Source organism: Nitratireductor sp. B36, from assembly GCF_020833685.1.
Lineage (GTDB): Bacteria > Pseudomonadota > Alphaproteobacteria > Rhizobiales > Rhizobiaceae > Nitratireductor.
In genome coordinates, this window is sequence record NZ_JACKZY010000001.1 from 287,903 (window position 1) to 304,130 (window position 16,228).

At 60.6% G+C, this 16,228-nt stretch carries 14 protein-coding genes; 10 read left to right on the forward strand and 4 right to left on the reverse strand.

Annotated elements, in window-relative coordinates:
• Nucleotides 1–30 precede the first annotated feature (30 nt).
• The 4 genes from H7H48_RS01410 (at nucleotide 31) to H7H48_RS01425 (ending at nucleotide 2,441) form a co-directional block, all read left to right on the forward strand.
• Nucleotides 31–816, forward strand: a complete 786-nt coding sequence (locus tag H7H48_RS01410; protein WP_229447044.1) for a TSUP family transporter — start codon at nucleotides 31–33, stop codon at nucleotides 814–816.
• A gap of 50 nt (nucleotides 817–866) precedes the next feature.
• Nucleotides 867–1,037 carry a hypothetical protein gene (locus H7H48_RS01415; protein WP_229447045.1) on the forward strand — a complete coding sequence of 57 codons (171 nt, stop codon included), beginning with the start codon at nucleotides 867–869 and terminating at the stop codon, nucleotides 1,035–1,037.
• A 70-nt stretch (nucleotides 1,038–1,107) separates the two neighbouring features.
• On the forward strand, nucleotides 1,108–1,929 hold the full coding sequence (locus tag H7H48_RS01420; protein ID WP_229447046.1) for an AraC family transcriptional regulator: 822 nt from the start codon (nucleotides 1,108–1,110) through the stop codon (nucleotides 1,927–1,929).
• A gap of 77 nt (nucleotides 1,930–2,006) precedes the next feature.
• Entirely contained in the window at nucleotides 2,007–2,441 is a 435-nt protein-coding gene (locus H7H48_RS01425; RefSeq protein ID WP_229447047.1) for a VOC family protein, read from the forward strand.
• Between the two features lies 1 nt (nucleotide 2,442).
• On the opposite strand, the gene H7H48_RS01430 is transcribed toward H7H48_RS01425, so the two are convergent.
• Entirely contained in the window at nucleotides 2,443–3,912 is a 1,470-nt protein-coding gene (locus H7H48_RS01430) for a cobyric acid synthase (RefSeq protein WP_229448056.1), read from the reverse strand.
• A 125-nt stretch (nucleotides 3,913–4,037) separates the two neighbouring features.
• Here H7H48_RS01430 and H7H48_RS01435 point away from each other — a divergent pair, with 125 nt between their 5' ends.
• Both H7H48_RS01435 and mmsB read left to right on the forward strand, forming a co-directional pair.
• On the forward strand, nucleotides 4,038–5,207 hold the full coding sequence (locus H7H48_RS01435; protein WP_229447048.1) for an isobutyryl-CoA dehydrogenase: 1,170 nt from the start codon (nucleotides 4,038–4,040) through the stop codon (nucleotides 5,205–5,207).
• Between the two features lie 42 nt (nucleotides 5,208–5,249).
• Nucleotides 5,250–6,134 carry a 3-hydroxyisobutyrate dehydrogenase gene (gene mmsB, locus H7H48_RS01440; RefSeq protein ID WP_229447049.1) on the forward strand — a complete coding sequence of 295 codons (885 nt, stop codon included), beginning with the start codon at nucleotides 5,250–5,252 and terminating at the stop codon, nucleotides 6,132–6,134.
• A 237-nt stretch (nucleotides 6,135–6,371) separates the two neighbouring features.
• Here the strand turns inward: mmsB and H7H48_RS01445 are convergent, their stop codons facing one another.
• Entirely contained in the window at nucleotides 6,372–7,751 is a 1,380-nt protein-coding gene (locus tag H7H48_RS01445) for an aspartate aminotransferase family protein (RefSeq protein WP_229447050.1), read from the reverse strand.
• A 348-nt stretch (nucleotides 7,752–8,099) separates the two neighbouring features.
• Here H7H48_RS01445 and H7H48_RS01450 point away from each other — a divergent pair, with 348 nt between their 5' ends.
• Both H7H48_RS01450 and H7H48_RS01455 read left to right on the forward strand, forming a co-directional pair.
• Nucleotides 8,100–9,668, forward strand: a complete 1,569-nt coding sequence (locus H7H48_RS01450) for a trimethylamine methyltransferase family protein (RefSeq protein WP_229447051.1) — start codon at nucleotides 8,100–8,102, stop codon at nucleotides 9,666–9,668.
• 59 nt (nucleotides 9,669–9,727) lie between these two features.
• Complete coding sequence (locus H7H48_RS01455; protein WP_229447052.1) at nucleotides 9,728–12,292, forward strand: FAD-dependent oxidoreductase; 2,565 nt, start codon at nucleotides 9,728–9,730, stop codon at nucleotides 12,290–12,292.
• Here H7H48_RS01455 and H7H48_RS01460 read toward each other — a convergent pair.
• Together H7H48_RS01460 and H7H48_RS01465 are read right to left on the reverse strand one after the other, a co-directional pair.
• On the reverse strand, nucleotides 12,289–12,996 hold the full coding sequence (locus H7H48_RS01460; RefSeq protein ID WP_229447053.1) for a phosphate/phosphite/phosphonate ABC transporter substrate-binding protein: 708 nt from the start codon (nucleotides 12,994–12,996) through the stop codon (nucleotides 12,289–12,291). The two genes, H7H48_RS01455 and H7H48_RS01460, sit on opposite strands and share 4 nt — an antisense overlap.
• Nucleotides 12,997–13,035: 39 nt before the next feature.
• Nucleotides 13,036–14,049, reverse strand: a complete 1,014-nt coding sequence (locus tag H7H48_RS01465; protein WP_229447054.1) for a fatty acid desaturase — start codon at nucleotides 14,047–14,049, stop codon at nucleotides 13,036–13,038.
• A gap of 195 nt (nucleotides 14,050–14,244) precedes the next feature.
• Between H7H48_RS01465 and H7H48_RS01470 the strand changes: the two genes are divergently transcribed.
• Nucleotides 14,245–15,084, forward strand: a complete 840-nt coding sequence (locus H7H48_RS01470) for a helix-turn-helix domain-containing protein (RefSeq protein WP_229447055.1) — start codon at nucleotides 14,245–14,247, stop codon at nucleotides 15,082–15,084.
• A 79-nt stretch (nucleotides 15,085–15,163) separates the two neighbouring features.
• A complete protein-coding gene (bmt, locus tag H7H48_RS01475; RefSeq protein ID WP_229447056.1) occupies nucleotides 15,164–16,192 on the forward strand; it encodes a betaine--homocysteine S-methyltransferase in 1,029 nt (342 codons plus the stop codon).
• Nucleotides 16,193–16,228: the final 36 nt, after the last annotated feature.

A 16,228-nucleotide genomic window follows, 5' to 3' on the forward strand; every position in this document is an offset into this window, starting at 1 on the left:
AGCAATCTTCTCGCTGGCTACCTCCTGAATATGTTTGAAGCAAGTCTCGAAATTCTCCTGCTGCTGACGCTGGCGGCTTTCTTTGCCGGCTTCATGGATGCGATTGCCGGCGGCGGTGGCCTGGTTACCATCCCTGCCTTGCTGCTCGCCGGTTTCCCGCCGGTGCTTGCGCTGGGAACCAACAAGCTGCAGGGAATGTTCGGCAGCGGGGCGGCGGTCTATGCCTATGCGAAAGCCGGTCACGTCCGCGTTTCAAGCCAGTTGTTTCCAGCGGCATTCTCTTTTCTTGCATCCATCGCAGGCGCGCTCGTGGCCACTGTCTTGCCGGCCGATCTTCTGCGCGGCATGTTGCCCTTCCTTCTCATAGCCGTTGCTCTCTATTTTGCTTTCAAACCGAATTTGAATGACATCGATCAGGCGCAACGCATCTCGCCGTTTCTCTTCGGTCTCACCATTGCTCCGCTCCTGGGTTTTTACGACGGCGCGTTCGGGCCGGGAACGGGTTCCTTCTTCATGCTCGCCTTTGTTGGCCTTGCCGGACAAGGCATGCTCAAGGCGACGGCACACACGAAATTTCTCAACTTTGCATCGAATGTCGGGGGCTTTGCAGCGTTTGCCGCTGTCGGCGCCGTAGCCTGGAAAATCGGACTGATGATGGGGGTGGCGCAGATCGCAGGAGCGCGGATCGGAGCCGCTTTTGCGATGAGGAAAGGTGCTCGCATCATCAAGCCACTGCTTGTCCTTGTGTGTGTCGCATTGGCGATCAGACTACTGATGGACGGCAACAACCCGCTTTTACGATATATTGGCCTATAAGTTGCGACGAGCTTTAACCTTCCCCTGCTGAAACCTGACCGGGGATACCCATGACACTCAACGCACCTTCAAAGCTCGTCTTTCTTCTCAGCCTCGTGATCGCTGTGATTGCGCTTCTCGCGGCGTTGAACCTTCTCACTTTCGTGCCGATCCCATCGTTCTGGATTATGAGCCTGGCTTATATTCTTCTTGCTGGCGGCACGCTGCTGAAGGGTATCTGACCATCTTTCCTGATGTAGCGGGCAGCAGTATCGTGTTCGGATGTACGATGGTTCAGGGCTTCCATGTCTGATGACGGCGGCAGGACTTCTCCCGCCGGACCCGGACAGTTTTTTCCTGCACCACCGTCGTCCGCAGCCTGCGTTTTCAGATGCAGTGCTCGGCCTCACAGGCTATGCCGAAAAGAAGAAGGGACATTTTCGCCAGATCGAGGCCGCCTCTCTGGCTGTCCCCCTCATAATCAGCTTCTCATCCTCCTTCGTAATCGCGCTGGGCAGGATGCCGAAGCAGGATGAACGGTTCAGTTGCTTCACATCCGGTCTTTTTGCCGGACCGGCCGTCATCGAATCCCGCGGTGACAGCGCTTGCATTCAAGTCGACTTTACCCCAACCGGAGCATCCAGGTTTTTCGGCGTACCCATGAGCGAACTCGCCGCCCGTATGATCCCCTTGGACGAAATTCTCGGGCTGTCTGCTCATCGATTGCGCGACCGTCTAGAGGAGGAACCCGACTGGGATCGGCGTCTTGATCTCGTTGAAGCACTTGTCTATCGGCGCCTGCTCGAACGACCCGCAGCCGACCGAAAGTCTTCGATTGCAGTTGCTCGTATCATGGCAGGCCATGGAACGGTGCCGATTTCAATGATCGCTGCCGAGCTTGATTGTAGCCGGAAGCATCTAAACGACGTGTTTCAACGAGAATTGGGTGTCGCTCCCAAAACCTATGCGCGCATGGTGCGCTTTCACCGCGTGCGCAGACTTGCAATTACAGGTGAGCGCTCATGGGCTGATATTGCGTTGGAATGCGGGTTCTCCGATCAGGCCCATATGAGCCGCGACTTCTTGGCCTTTTCCGGCGAGACTCCATCCGGGTGGAAGCGCCGGACAGGCTGACCGGACGGTTACATTTCTTCAAGACGAAACTGCGAGTTGGTGCCAGGTTACTTCGTGCAAACAAACCGGAGAGCATGATGAACCAGTTCGTCTCACTTGAGCCGCCATGCATCTATCCAACTTTTCGCTACCGCGATGCGGTCTCAATGATTGATTGGCTCACGAGGGCGTTCGGCTTCCGTGTTCACAGTCAGCACGAGCACGCCGACCGCATTGTCCATGCCGAACTGGCGCTCGGATCGTCCATGATCATGGTGGGTGAAGCGGCCGACGACACTTACGGGAACGTTGTTGGAACCGCCGGTCAGGCGGGTGGAAAATCCACTTATGTGGCGGTGGACGATGCGGACATGGCGTTTGCCAGGGCAAAGGATGCTGGCGCGGTCATTCTTCAGCACATCCGTGACACGGATTATGGCAGCCGCGACTTCATCTGCGCCGATCCGGAGGGCAATGTCTGGTGTTTCGGCACCTATTGGCCCAAGGCGCACGAGAATCCGTCCGTGGAATAATTTAGCGCGCAGCTGCCAACAAGGCATCGCAATCGAGATGGTTTTCCAGTTTTCGCGCGATATCATCGAGAGCCGTTTCGACCTGCTCGCGATAATTCGTTCCGCCCGTCTCTATCCCGAATTCTCTGAGAAAGCGGGCCCGAAATGGATCGGAGCTGAACAGCCCATGGAGATAGGTTCCCAAAACCCGTCCATCCTTGCTCGTTGCACCTTCCGCCCTGTCGCCGATCAACGCGACGGGACGGCTGCAGTCCGTGCCAAACGTTTGGCCGATGTGAATTTCGTAGCCGTTGATTGCCACCTGATACGCGTGTGAAATGGCATCGACCTCGCGCAGGGCCTTCTGTGGTTGCATGATCGTTTCCACATCAAGCAGCCCAAGCCCCTCGACACGGCCTTCCGCGCCTTCAAAGCCTTGCGGGTCCGCAACGCTTTGGCCCAGCATTTGATAACCGCCGCAAAGCCCAATGATATACCCGCCGCGTTGCCTGTGCGCTTTAATATCCTCGTCCCAGCCCTGCCTGCGCAGGAATGCGAGATCGCCAATCGTCGATTTTGACCCCGGCAGAACGATCAGCCCGGCATCCCGCGGCAATCGCTCGCCCGGCGGCACAAACACCACTTCCACCTCCGGTTCCGCCGAGAGTGGATCGAGATCGTCGAAATTGGCGATGCGTGACAGCATGGGCACCGCAACCTTGAGCTTCGCCGGCAGCGGGCTCGAGCGCCGCGCCAGTGTGACGGAATCCTCCGGCGGAAGCCGATGTGCCTCTGCAAGCCACGGTACGACGCCGAAAGACGGCCAGCCCGTGAAGCGGTGAATGGCGGCGATCCCGTCATCAAACAGCGAGAGATCACCGCGAAACTTGTTCACGATATAGCCGACGATCATCCTCCGGTCCGCTTCCTCGAGGATCAGATGCGTGCCGGCCAGCGCCGCGATCACGCCGCCCCTGTCGATGTCGCCCACCAGAACCACCGGCACGTCGGCCTCTGTGGCAAAACCCATATTGGCAATATCGCGTGCACGCAGATTGATTTCGGCCGGCGATCCTGCTCCCTCGACGATCACCAGATCAGCATCCTGGCGCAGCCGTTTGAAGGAATCCATCACCGGCTCCATAAGCGCGCCCTTGCTGCGCTGATAATCGCGCGCCCGGGCCGAACCACGTGATTGCCCCTGCACCACGAGCTGCGCGCCCGTATCGCTCTCGGGCTTGATAAGAACCGGGTTCATATCCACGGTGGGTGCCACACCGCAGGCCAGTGCCTGCAGCCATTGCGCGCGCCCGATTTCGCCCATTTCACTGGATCCTGGAATGGCTGCGATGGCCGCATTGTTCGACATATTCTGCGGCTTGAACGGAAGAACGTTGAGGCCGCGCCGCCTGGCCATCCGGCAAAGCCCGGCCACCAGAACAGACTTGCCCACATCCGAACCCGTGCCCTGCAACATGATGGCGCGCGCCATGGTCACCCCGTCTTCTTCCTCACCGCGTTTGATGCACAGCGCCTGTGCCACACCTCGCATTGCGCGGTTCCCTCAATGCACTAAAGTGCTCGATCAGGGAAGGAATTCCATTTCGGGAGGACGTTATGGACGCCAGCGTTTCACAGGCTGCGGAGCAGTTCGAGCTCAACGCAGACCAGCGCGCCATCCAGGAAATGACCCAGAGCTTCGCCGCTGATCGTGTCGCACCCCATGCGCTCGACTGGGACCGTGAAAAGCATTTTCCCGCCGATGTGGTGCGCGAGACAGGGCCGCTGGGTTTCGGCGGCATCTATGTGCGCGACGATGTCGGTGGCTCAGCGCTCGGCCGGCTTGACGCGGTGCTGATTTTTGAAGCTCTTGCCGCGGCCTGTCCGGGCTTTTCCTCCTTTATCTCCATCCACAACATGGCCGGATGGATGATCGACACATTCGGCAACGAGGAACAGCGCCAGCGCTTCCTGCCGAAACTCACCTCCATGGAATGGCTTGCCAGCTATTGCCTGACTGAACCCGGTTCCGGCTCCGATGCGGCGGCGCTCAAGACAAGAGCCGTCAAAGCCGGCGGCGACTACGTGCTGAACGGCACCAAGCAGTTCATTTCGGGTGCTGGCGAAAATGACATTTATGTCGCCATGGTTCGCACCGGCGAAGACGGTCCCAAGGGCGTGTCCACGGTCGTCGTCCCGAAAGATGCACCGGGCCTTTCCTTTGGCCCGGCCGAGTTCAAGATGGGCTGGCACATGCAGCCGACCCGACAGGTGATCTTCGAGGATTGCAAGGTTCCTGCCGAAAACCTTCTGTCCAGTGAAGGCGCCGGCTTCAGCATTGCCATGGCCGGGCTTGACGGCGGACGTCTCAACATCGCCGCCTGCTCGTTGGGTGGCGCGCAATCCGCGCTCGACAAGGCCCTCGCCTACACGAACGAACGCCAGGCGTTCGGCCAGGCTATCAACCGGTTTCAGGCGCTCCAGTTCAAACTGGCCGACATGGAAACCCACCTGCAAGCCTCACGCATGATGCTCTACACCGCTGCCTCCAAGCTGGACGCCAAGGCTTCGGACGCCTCGAAATGGTCGGCCATGGCCAAGCGCTTCGTCACCGATACCTGCTTCGACATCGCCAATGACGCGCTGCAGCTTCATGGTGGTTACGGCTATCTGCATGAATACGGCATCGAAAAACTGGTGCGTGACCTGCGCGTTCACCAGATTCTCGAAGGCACGAACGAGATCATGCGCCTCATCATCGCACGGCATCTGGTCGGTCGGAGCTGATCCCGCCACCGAAACCGCATCGCCACCCCCGGGAGGAAATTTATGGCAAGCATCGCATTCATCGGTCTCGGCAATATGGGCAACCCTATGGCCGCCAATCTCGTCAAGGCGGGGCACACGGTGCTGGGTTTCGACCTCGTCACGGAAAACCTCGAGATCGCAGCAAAAAACGGTGTCACGGTCATGGCCAGTGCAGCCGCGGCAGTGAAGGATGCAGACGTCGTCATCACCATGCTGCCCGCCGGAAAGCACGTTTTGTCCGTTTATGCAGACATCGCTGCGAAGGTCCGCAAGGGTGCGCTCTTCATCGATTCCTCCACCATCGATGTGGACTCGGCCCGCAAGGCCCATGGCATTGCCTCCGAGCACGGGCTTCTTTCCATCGACGCTCCGGTCTCCGGCGGTGTGGGCGGAGCGGAAGCAGGCACCCTCACCTTCATGGCCGGCGGTTCGGCTGATGCCTTTGCCAAGGCGAGCCCGATCCTCGAACCGATGGCGGGTCGCGTGGTTCATTGCGGCGAAGGGGGTGCCGGTCAGGCCGCGAAAATCTGCAACAACATGATCCTCGGCATTTCGATGATTGCCGTCGGCGAAGCTTTCGTATTGGCCGAAAAGCTCGGTCTTTCCCATCAGGCGCTGTTTGACGTGGCCTCAACATCCTCGGGCCAGTGCTGGTCGCTGACAAGCTATTGCCCCGTGCCCGGTCCGGTGCCCGCCTCCCCGGCAAACCGCGATTATAAGCCGGGTTTTGCGGCAGCCTTGATGCTCAAGGATCTGAAACTGGCGCAGGAGGCCGCCCAGAGCGCCGGCGCTGCCACACCGCTCGGCGCGGAGGCCACGCAGCTCTACACGCTCTTCAACGCCATGGGACACGACAGCACCGATTTTTCCGGCATCATCAATTTCCTGCGAGGCAAGCAAAGCTGAAAATATAGAACGCCGGCAAAAAAAGTGATTTTATACTTCGCGCTAACTTCCCGGTAACCATGAGCAGCTAGAAATGACGTCGAGGCGGCTTTGAAGCCTCCCCGACGCCGGATCAGGTCTCGCGTACCGGTACGGGAACTCTTCGCAGTGTTGCGTATTGGCGAAGAGAAGTATTCGAGTGCTGTAAAACCGCGTCTCTTCCCGCCCGAAGACACGCGGTTTTTCTTTGCTGGATCGTCAACCCTTGCGAAGCTCGGTTTCGGCCTTGTCCAACGCCGCAGAAATACGGTCGCAGGCCATGTCGATGGTTTCGCGCGCCCAGATCAGCGGCGGTGACAGGATCATCGTGTCCCCCACGGCCCGCATCATCATGCCGCCGGCAATGGCGTGGTCGCGCACGCATGCAGCGGCAGCCCCTTCACCAGGGAAGCGTTTGCGGGCTTCCTTGTCCGACACGATTTCAATCGCTGCCATCAGACCGAAGGAACGTACCTCACCGACAATGCCATGCCCCCCGATGCGGGCCTGCAATGCCTCGGCCAGATAAGGACCGGTGTCGTTGCGCACGCGCTCCACCAAGCCTTCCTGCTCGATGATTTCCAGATTCTTGAGCGCCACCGCGCAGGCAACAGGATGGCCCGAATAGGTGTAGCCATGGAAGAACTCGCCACCTTTTCCGACCAGCGTTTCGGCAATACGATCACCGACCAGGAGCGCTGACAACGGCTGATAGCCGGAAGTGAGCGCCTTGGCCGTCGTAATCGTGTCCGGCTTCAGTCCCAGCCGATTGGCTGCAAACCACTCGCCTGTGCGGCCATAGCCGGTGATCACCTCGTCCAGCATCAGAAGCACATCGTATTTCTTGCAGATGCGGTCCATCTCCGGCCAATAGCTTTCCGGCGGAATCTTCACTCCACCTGCTCCCATCACCGGCTCACCGATGAAGGCTGCGACAGTCTCCGGTCCAGCCGCAAGAATTGCATCCTCAACTGCCCTGGCTGCGCGCAATCCGAAATCATGGTCGCTCTCGCCCGCTTCCCTCAGCTCAAACGCATAAGGCGGCATCACGTGGTCGATGTTCGGCACGGCGCCATAGAGCTGCCCGTGCATGGCGCCCATACCGCCAAGCGATGTCGCCGCAACGGTGGAGCCGTGATAGGCCCAGTTGCGCGAGATGATGCGGTTCTTTTCCGGCCGGCCCTCAAGCGCCCAATAATGCCGCACCAGCCGCAGTGCCGTGTCATTGGCTTCCGAGCCGGACGACCCGTAAAAGACCTGATTGATGTTCTCCGGCGCGATCTCCGCCAGCTTCTGCGAAAGCAGCACCGGTGAAGGCGTCGAGCAGCGAAAGAAGGAATTGTAATAGGGCAACTCCTTCATCTGTTCATAGGCCACTTCGGCCAGCTCGTCGCGCCCGTAGCCAATGTTCACGCACCACAGGCCGGCCATCCCGTCGAGGATTTCATTGCCCTCCGTGTCATAGACGAAGGGCCCGTCGGCACGGGTGATGATGCGTGAGCCGGAAGCCCGCAAATCCTTGTGGTCGGTGAATGGATGCAGATGGTGCGCAGCATCCATTGCCTGAAGCTGCTTCAGCGAAAAATTCCGATAGGTCATGAGTTTGGCCTCTTCTGCTTGAAATCTTCCGGCAATGCCGGAGCCGCGTTCAAACAGAAGCCGGGGGAGAATATCCGATGCGCGCGCAAAGCCGAAGCAACTCCGCGTGCCGTGTACGCGACGACGGCTTGGGCGCCGGCAAGATGCCGTGATCGTGGGTTGCGCGATGTTTCATGAAGCGACTCTAGCCGCACACGACTGCGCTGTTCAAGCAGGATTACCCCCGGCCACCCCGGCCGTTCAGCGGCGAATATGTCGCATCTCTGACGCTACAGGTCGCCAGCCCTGCCTTGTCCCGCCTCTCTTGGCTCCATCATCAAGAATACGCAGCAGTCACGAAGGATGCCCATGACGCAGGACCTCGCAACCGCTGATCCCGGCCCGGCCCGCTCGAGGCGCGGCGGGCGCGCCGCCAAGCGCGCCAGCACGTCACATTTCGAACAGCCTCCCTTCCGACGCCTCGTCAATCCCTTCGAGCCAACGCGCATCGTTTCCGAAGATCAACTTGAAGCGATACATTTCGCCTCATTGCAGGTGTTGAGCGAAATCGGCGTCGAGGTGCTTCATGATGAAGCGCGCGCAATTATGAAAGCCCATGGCGCCGATGTGCGCGCCGATACCCAGCGCGTTCATTTCGATCCCGCACTGATCCTCGACTACATCGCTCATTGCCCATCCGAATTCGAGGTCCACGCACGCAACCCTGCGCACAATCTGCGCATGGGCGGTAACAGCCTCATTCTCGCGCAGATGGCATCGGCACCCAATTGCTCCGATCTCGACCGCGGCCGCAGACCGGGCAATCAGGAGGATTTCCGGAACTTCATCAAACTCTCGCAGATGCACAACATCATCCAGTGTCAGGGTGGCTATCCGGTCGAACCCATCGACATTCACCCCTCTACCCGTCATCTGGAATGCCTGCGCGACATCGCCACCCTCACCGACAAGGCGTTCCACATCTATTCGCTTGGGCGTGAACGCAACCTCGACGGTTTGGAGATTGCCCGGATCGTTCGTGGTGTCAGCGCCGAGCAGTTTGCCGACGAGGTTTCCTGCTTCACCATCATCAACACCAATTCGCCACTCAGGCTCGACATTCCGATGATGGAAGGCATCATCCAGATGAGCCGCCACGGTCAGGCCGTCATCATCACACCTTTCACGCTGGCCGGCGCGATGGCCCCGGTCACCATCGCCGGTGCCGTGGTCGAGCAGAATGCCGAGGCTCTTGCCGCAATCGCCTTTTCCCAGATGGTTCGCAAAGGGGCACCCGTCGGCTATGGCGGTTTTACCTCCAATGTCGATATGCGCTCCGGGGCGCCGGCCTTCGGCACACCCGAATATATGAAGGCCCAGTTGCTCGGCGGGCAACTCGCAAGGCGCTATGGCATCCCCTATCGCAGTTCCAATGTCTGCGCCGCCAACACGGTCGATGCTCAAGCCGCCTACGAAAGCACTTTTTCACTCTGGGGCGTCATTCAGGGCGGCGCGAACATGGTCAAACACGCCGCCGGCTGGCTCGAAGGCGGGCTATGCTGCTCCTACGAAAAGATGATGCTCGACATCGATCTTCTGCAGATGGTGGCCGAGCTTCTACAGCCGCTTGATCTTTCCGAAGATGCACTCGGTGTTGATGCCATCCGCGAGGTCGGGCCCGGTGGACATTTCTTCGGCTCCCCGCACACACAGGCCCGTTACAAGACCGCCTTCTATTCCCCGATCATTTCCGACTGGCGCAACTACGAGACCTGGGCTCAGGCCGGCTCTCCCACTGCCATCGATCATGCCAATCGCCTGTGGAAGGAGCGGCTTGCCATGTACGAACCACCCCCGATGGATGACGCCATTCGCGACGAACTGAACGAATTCGTCGAGCGCCGTATCCGCGAGGGCGGCGCACCCACGGATTTCTAGAGCAATTCCAGGAAAAGTGGGAATGCTCTGGTTTCGATTCCAGAAACAGGTACAAGCCTATGAAATCGCATGCAAAAGCAGTCGTGATCGGTGGTGGCGTGGTCGGATGTTCGGTGCTCTACCACCTCGCCCGCGCGGGCTGGCGCGACATCATGCTGATCGAACGATCCGAGCTAACCTCCGGCTCTTCCTGGCATGCCGCCGGCGGTTTTCACACGCTCAATGGCGATCCCAATGTTGCGAAGCTCCAAGCCTATACGGTCCAGCTTTACCGGGAAATCGAAGAGCTGTCCGGCCAGTCCTGCGGTCTCCACCTCACGGGCGGCGTCATGCTGGCCGACAGCCTCGAGCGCATGGATTTTCTGCGCCTTGCCCACGCCAAGGGTCGGTATCTCGGCATGGAGACCGAGCTGATCACACCGTCGGAAGCCAAATCCATGTTCCCCCTCATGGATGAGCGCCATTTCGTTGGCGCCATGTGGGATCCGGTCGAGGGTCACCTCGACCCGTCCGGCACCACCCACGCCTATGCGAAGGCCGCGCGGAAACTCGGTGCCGAGATCGTGCTCAGAAACCGAGTCACGGAACTCTCGCAAACCTCTGACGGCACATGGAAAATCGCCACAGAGCAAGGCACGGTCGAAGCAGAGCACGTGGTCAATTGCGGCGGCCTTTGGGCGCGCGAGGTGGGCCGAATGGCGGGCCTCGAGCTGCCGCTTCTGGCCATGGAGCACATGTATCTTCTTACCGAACCCATGCCGGAAGTGGAGGCTTTCAACCGCGAAACCGGACGCGAGATGATTGGCGTCATCGATTTCAAGGGCGAGATCTACACGCGCCAGGAGCGTAACGGCATTCTGCTTGGCACCTATGAGAAGGCGGCGAAGCCGTGGTCGCCGCGCGAAACCCCGTGGGATTTTGGCCATGAGCTCCTGGAGCCGGACATCGACCGCATCGCACCTTCTCTTGAAGTGGGATTCCGCCATTTTCCTGCACTGGAAAATGCCGGCATCAAGCAGGTGATCAACGGCCCCTTCACCTTCGCCCCCGATGGCAACCCGCTTGTCGGCCCGGTTCAGGGTCTCACCAATTACTGGGTTGCCTGCGCCGTCATGGCCGGGTTCAGCCAGGGTGGCGGTGTCGGGCTTGCCCTTGCCAACTGGATGGTCGATGGCGACCCCGGCTTCGATGTCTGGGGCATGGATGTCGCCCGTTTCGGCGAATGGGCAAGCCTGCGCTACACAAATGCCAAGGTGCGGGAAAATTATTCCCGCCGCTTCTCCATCCGTTTCCCCAATGAAGAACTGCTAGCAGCCCGCCCGGCGCAGACAACGCCGCTCTACGACATAATGGTGCGCGACAACAATGCAGTCATGGGCGATTCCTGGGGTCTGGAAACACCCCTCTGGTTTGCCCCGGAAGGCACCGAGCCGAAGGATGTGGTCTCCTTCCACCGCTCCAATGATTTTGCGCCTGTGGGCAATGAAGTGCACGCTGTTCGCGAGCGCGTGGGCATCACCGAGATCGCCAATTTCGCAAAGTATGAGATTTCCGGCACTGGTGCGCGGGCCTATCTCGACCATTTGATGACCAACCACCTGCCAAAGCCCGGCCGCATTGTCCTCTCTCCCATGCTCAACGAGTTCGGCAAGCTTATCGGCGACTTCACCATCGCCAATCGTGGTCCAGAAGACGGGATCGACCGCTTCATGGTCTGGGGCTCGTCCGCCGCGCAAATCTACCACATGCGCTGGTTCGAAAAGCACCTGCCGCGCGACGGAACGGTGCATCTCCACCGGTTCGATCAGACCCTTGTCGGCCTGTCGCTCGCCGGCCCCAAATCCCGCGCCGTTCTCGAAAAACTGGTCGACATCGATATTTCGAAAGATGTCTTTCGCTTCATGGATTTCCGCGAAATCGCCGTCGCTGGCGCGCCCTGCCTGGTCAACCGGCTCACCTATACGGGCGATCTCGGCTATGAAATCTGGATGCCGCCGGCCTACCAGCGCCTCGTTTATACGGCGCTGAAGGAGGCGGGCGCCGAATTCGGCATTGTCGATTTCGGCATGCGCGCCCTGCTCTCCATGCGGCTTGAGAAGAATTTCCCGACCTGGTTTCGTGAGTTGCGCCCGATCTACGGCCCTTTCGAAGGAGCCATGGAGCGTTTCGTCAAAATGGACAAGGGAGATTTCATTGGGCGCGAGGTCGCCATGAGGGAGAAGCAGGAGGGGCCGCGACTGCGCCGCGTCTCCTTCATCGTCGAGGCTGAAGACGCCGATGTGATGGGCGACGAGCCCATCTGGGCAAAGGTCGGCGATCAGGATTTCGGCACCGTCGAGCCACCCCATGGCTATGGTGCGCCCCGCTTCGATGAAACCGGCAGGGGGATCTCTAAGGCCGGCAGCAGCATGGTCGATGGCGCGTGGCGCGTTGTCGGCTGGGTGACCTCCGGCGGATACGCCCACTCGGTCGACAAATCCATGGCGCAGGGATATGTGCCTGCAGCTCTTTCCGACGACGAGACCACCAGTCTCTTCGAGATCGAGATCCTGGGCCGCCGCTGTCCCGCACGCATCAATGTCACGCCGCCCTTCGATCCCGAAGGCGAGCGCATGCGCAGCTAGGCAAGAAGCACTGACCGCAGCGACGCAAGTGTTTCCGCATCCGTTTCAAGGCTCGTGACATAGGGAAGCCCCAGCCGCCGCGCCGTCCACCCGGCGACACGCACCCCGTCTAAACCAGGCACGAAACGCTGCGCCAGCGCCCAGCTGCGGCAATCCACGGCGCACACATCCGCGCGCCCGTCCCGCACGGCCTCCAGCGAAGCGCGGTGCCCCCCAGTCTCTCGCTTTTCCGAAAACATTTCAATCGTTTCTCCCGCCTCTCTCAGATCCTGAATCAAGGCGAGAAAGCCCGAGCGCGAGAGCGTTTCATTATAGGCAAGGCGCATTCCCCGCATCCCATCAAGCGGCAGGAGCGCCCGCCCATCCCCGGGCGCGGGGACATCACGGCCAGCCATGCCCTTGCGCATCACGATGACGCTTGAATAATGCGGGCCCGCCCCACCCTCATAGGCTGAATAGTCCGGCTGCCCGACCACACGCACATGCCGGGCCAGTCCCGCCTCCATCGGTCCCCAGCATGTCTGGGCGAGAAGCAGACGCGGGTTCCGCCACAGCGCCTGCAATTCGTCGCCACGCGAAAGCGCCTCGGGCGCGTTGACACCACGCCCGTGCAGCGCATCGCGCAGCCGGCGCCATTGCGCATCGGTCTCATCCCGACACTCGGGCCAGTCATACATGGGAAGGGCTGCAATCCAGTCACTCATGCGCTCTTATCCGATACGGAGCGCGCCAGACGCAAGCGCTCACTCCTTCACCGGCCTTGCCGGCACGGGCACGGTCCCCTGCCCGCCAACCCTGCGCCCATGCGCCCGCGGGCGAAAGCCGCGCGCAGCCTCAGGCATGCGCCGCAAGACAGGATGCGGCACCGGCTCCTTGGCCCGAAAGGCAAAGTCCTTCAGAAGCGCCCAGTAACTGGCATAGCTGTAGCCGCCATTCATGGCGAGCCATTCCGCCCGCCTTTCCCGGTAAAGCGCGGGAAGCCGATACCACGGCACACGCGGCATCTTGTGATGAACGAGATGCAGATTGTTGTTCAGGAAAAGCAGCGACAGCGGCGAGCGCTCCACGATGATGGTGCGCCCGTCCGGCCGCTCCGACCACTGATGCTCGGCAAAGGTACGCACGGAAATCAGCGATTGTCCGAGCCAGGCCGGCACCAGACCATAAAGCCACAGCGCCATGTCGAACCCATAGCCGATGACAGGCAGAACAATGATAAGCCCCGCCCCGTGCAGCAACCAGGCTTTGCGCACACCCGGCGCATTCTCACCGATTAGCCTCCATTCCGAAACCAGAAAGCCCGCATTCATGATCACCGGCCCAAGCACGAACCGGCCCAGCATGGTGTTGTTGATTGTCAGGAGGCGCTGCACCCAGACGGGCATCTCCTCATATCGCCAGAGCGCCCTGTAATGGCTCTCCGGATCCTCGAAAGGATCTGTCAGCCGTTCATCCGCGTGATGGCGCAGATGCAGCGCCTTGAACCGGCGGTAAGGATAGACAAGGCCGATGGGCAGGAACACCAGCGCCTCATTGATGACCGCCGAGCGTGTCGGATGCCCGTGCAGGCATTCATGCATGAGCGAACTCTGCAGCGCGATCGTCAATGTGAGGAGGACGAGCGCTGCGAGCGGCCAGTGAGGCCAGAGCACGAGCCCCGCAATCGCCCAGGCTCCGTAGCAGGCGAAAATCAGGGCAAGCGTCGGCCATTCCACCGCCGCAGAGCGTGTGCCCCGGCGTCTGGTCGTTTTATGCATCGGTTTTCCGGTTCTGCGCCACACCCCAAGCCCGTCGGGCCGTCACAGCAGCGCGTCATTGATCCTGACAATAGTGTGTCAGGAGCACCGATTACACGCAATGCGAGAAAGCGCACAATCCGTTGACATTGCACACTTATTGTCGCATTTGTTTACTAAAGTCATCATTCGTTGAGGGGCGTTATGGAAAAGCTCATGATCGACAAGCGCGATCTTTCAGGCACCTTCCGTGACCGCCTGAAAATCCTGCTCCAGCGCTCCGGCCTCAACCAGTCGGCCTTCGCCGCAGCCGTTGGCATAGACCGTTCCGCCCTCTCCCAGCTGCTCTCCGGCGCGTCCACTCGCCTTCCGCGCGCCGAAACGCTCATCAACATCGCCGCAGAACACAAGGTGTCACTCGACTGGCTGCTCGGGCTCAGCCAGGACGAGGGCATCACCGGCGACCTGCGCGAAAGCCTTGAGATCGCCGAGGCTCAGGGCGGGTTCGACGACACGATGCTTGCCAGATGGCATGCCGAGGCGGTCGGCACAAAAATCCGTTACGTGCCCTCGGGCATTCCCGATCTTCTGCGCACCGAGGCTGTCATTCACTATGAAGCCGAGGCCATGCCGCAGCGCCGCGACACGCAGATCAGCGAGGCCCGGTACCGTGTGGACTACAACCGCCGGCCCGAGACCGACATGGAGGTCTGCATGCCCCGGCAGACCCTGGAGCTTTTCGCCAAGGGCGAAGGTGTGTGGCGCACCCTGCCCGAGCAGGTTCGGGCCGAACAGGTCATCCACATGGCGCGCCTGCTTGACGATCTCTACCCCACCTTTCGCCTTTTCCTGTTCGATGGCCGCCGCCGCTATTCCGCGCCCTACACGATCTTCGGCCCCTACCGCGCGGCCCTCTATATGGGCGGCATGTATCTGGTGATCAGTTCCACCGGCTCCCTTCAGCGCCTCACCCGGCATTTCGACGGGCTGATCCGAGACGCCGAGATCAATGCACATGAGGCAGCCGATTTCGTCAAAAGCCTTCGGCTTGGGTAAGAAAGGCGGATTGACGGATATAAAGATTTCTTTATATCCTCACCCCATATCCAAGCCTCGCCAAATGGAAGGCGCACCCATGCAGACCCCGTCTCTCGCAAATCCCATCGACGCTCTGCTTGCAGAACGCGGCGTGCTCCTTGCCGATGGGGCAACCGGCACCAATCTCTTTGCCATGGGCCTGGAATCGGGCGAAGCGCCGGAACTCTGGAACGAGGATGCGCCTGAAAAGATCGAGGCCCTGCACCAGGGCTTCGTCGATGCCGGCGCCGACATCATCCTCACCAATTCCTTTGGCGGCACGCGCCACCGGCTCAAGCTGCACAACGCACAGGACCGGGTCCACGAATTGAACCGCAAGGCGGCTGAAATTGCCTGCCGCATCGCCCAAAAGGCAGGACGTCGCGTCATCGTGGCGGGCTCCGTCGGCCCCACGGGCGAGCTTCTGGTGCCGCTGGGCGCGCTCACCTATGAGGAGGCGGTGGACGCCTTCACCGAACAGATGGAAGGGCTCAAGGCAGGCGGTGCGGAAGTGGCGTGGATCGAAACCATGTCCGCGCCCGACGAGATCCGCGCGGCAGCCGAGGCGGCGATCCGGGTCGGCCTTCCCTACACCTATACCGGTTCCTTCGACACGGCCGGCCGCACCATGATGGGCCTTGCACCAAAAGACATTCACACCGTTGTCGACGACCTGCCCCAGGCGCCTCTCGCCGTCGGTGCCAATTGCGGCGTCGGCGCGCCCGACATCCTGGCCTCTTTGCTGGACATGACAGAAGCGCGGCCCGAGGCAACGGTGGTCGTCAAGGGCAATTGCGGCATTCCGGAGTTTCGCGGCACCGAGGTCCACTATTCCGGAACGCCCGAACTCATGGCCGAATATGTGCGGCTTGCCGTCGATGGCGGCGCGAAGATCATTGGCGGCTGCTGCGGCACCTCCTTCGAACATCTGGCGGCGATGCGTGCTGCTCTGGATGGCCACAATCAGCCTGCAAGCCGTCCGGACTTAGAGGAGATCGTGGCGCGTGTCGGGCCACTGCGCAACAAGGCTGCATCCGAAAGCGGCGCAACGACCGGAGCGCGCAGGTCCCGCCGCGGGCGCAATTAACGGCGACTGGACCAAACGAAACCAGCTTGCCTGTCT

Coding starts and splice junctions, on each gene's coding strand:
- H7H48_RS01410 (WP_229447044.1), top strand. CDS start 31: ATGTTTGAAGCAAGTCTCGAAATTCTCCTGCTGCTGACGCTGGCGGCT.
- H7H48_RS01415 (WP_229447045.1), top strand. CDS start 867: ATGACACTCAACGCACCTTCAAAGCTCGTCTTTCTTCTCAGCCTCGTG.
- H7H48_RS01420 (WP_229447046.1), top strand. CDS start 1,108: ATGACGGCGGCAGGACTTCTCCCGCCGGACCCGGACAGTTTTTTCCTG.
- H7H48_RS01425 (WP_229447047.1), top strand. CDS start 2,007: ATGAACCAGTTCGTCTCACTTGAGCCGCCATGCATCTATCCAACTTTT.
- H7H48_RS01430 (WP_229448056.1), bottom strand. CDS start 3,912: ATGGCGCGCGCCATCATGTTGCAGGGCACGGGTTCGGATGTGGGCAAG.
- H7H48_RS01435 (WP_229447048.1), top strand. CDS start 4,038: ATGGACGCCAGCGTTTCACAGGCTGCGGAGCAGTTCGAGCTCAACGCA.
- mmsB (WP_229447049.1), top strand. CDS start 5,250: ATGGCAAGCATCGCATTCATCGGTCTCGGCAATATGGGCAACCCTATG.
- H7H48_RS01445 (WP_229447050.1), bottom strand. CDS start 7,751: ATGACCTATCGGAATTTTTCGCTGAAGCAGCTTCAGGCAATGGATGCT.
- H7H48_RS01450 (WP_229447051.1), top strand. CDS start 8,100: ATGACGCAGGACCTCGCAACCGCTGATCCCGGCCCGGCCCGCTCGAGG.
- H7H48_RS01455 (WP_229447052.1), top strand. CDS start 9,728: ATGAAATCGCATGCAAAAGCAGTCGTGATCGGTGGTGGCGTGGTCGGA.
- H7H48_RS01460 (WP_229447053.1), bottom strand. CDS start 12,996: ATGAGTGACTGGATTGCAGCCCTTCCCATGTATGACTGGCCCGAGTGT.
- H7H48_RS01465 (WP_229447054.1), bottom strand. CDS start 14,049: ATGCATAAAACGACCAGACGCCGGGGCACACGCTCTGCGGCGGTGGAA.
- H7H48_RS01470 (WP_229447055.1), top strand. CDS start 14,245: ATGATCGACAAGCGCGATCTTTCAGGCACCTTCCGTGACCGCCTGAAA.
- bmt (WP_229447056.1), top strand. CDS start 15,164: ATGCAGACCCCGTCTCTCGCAAATCCCATCGACGCTCTGCTTGCAGAA.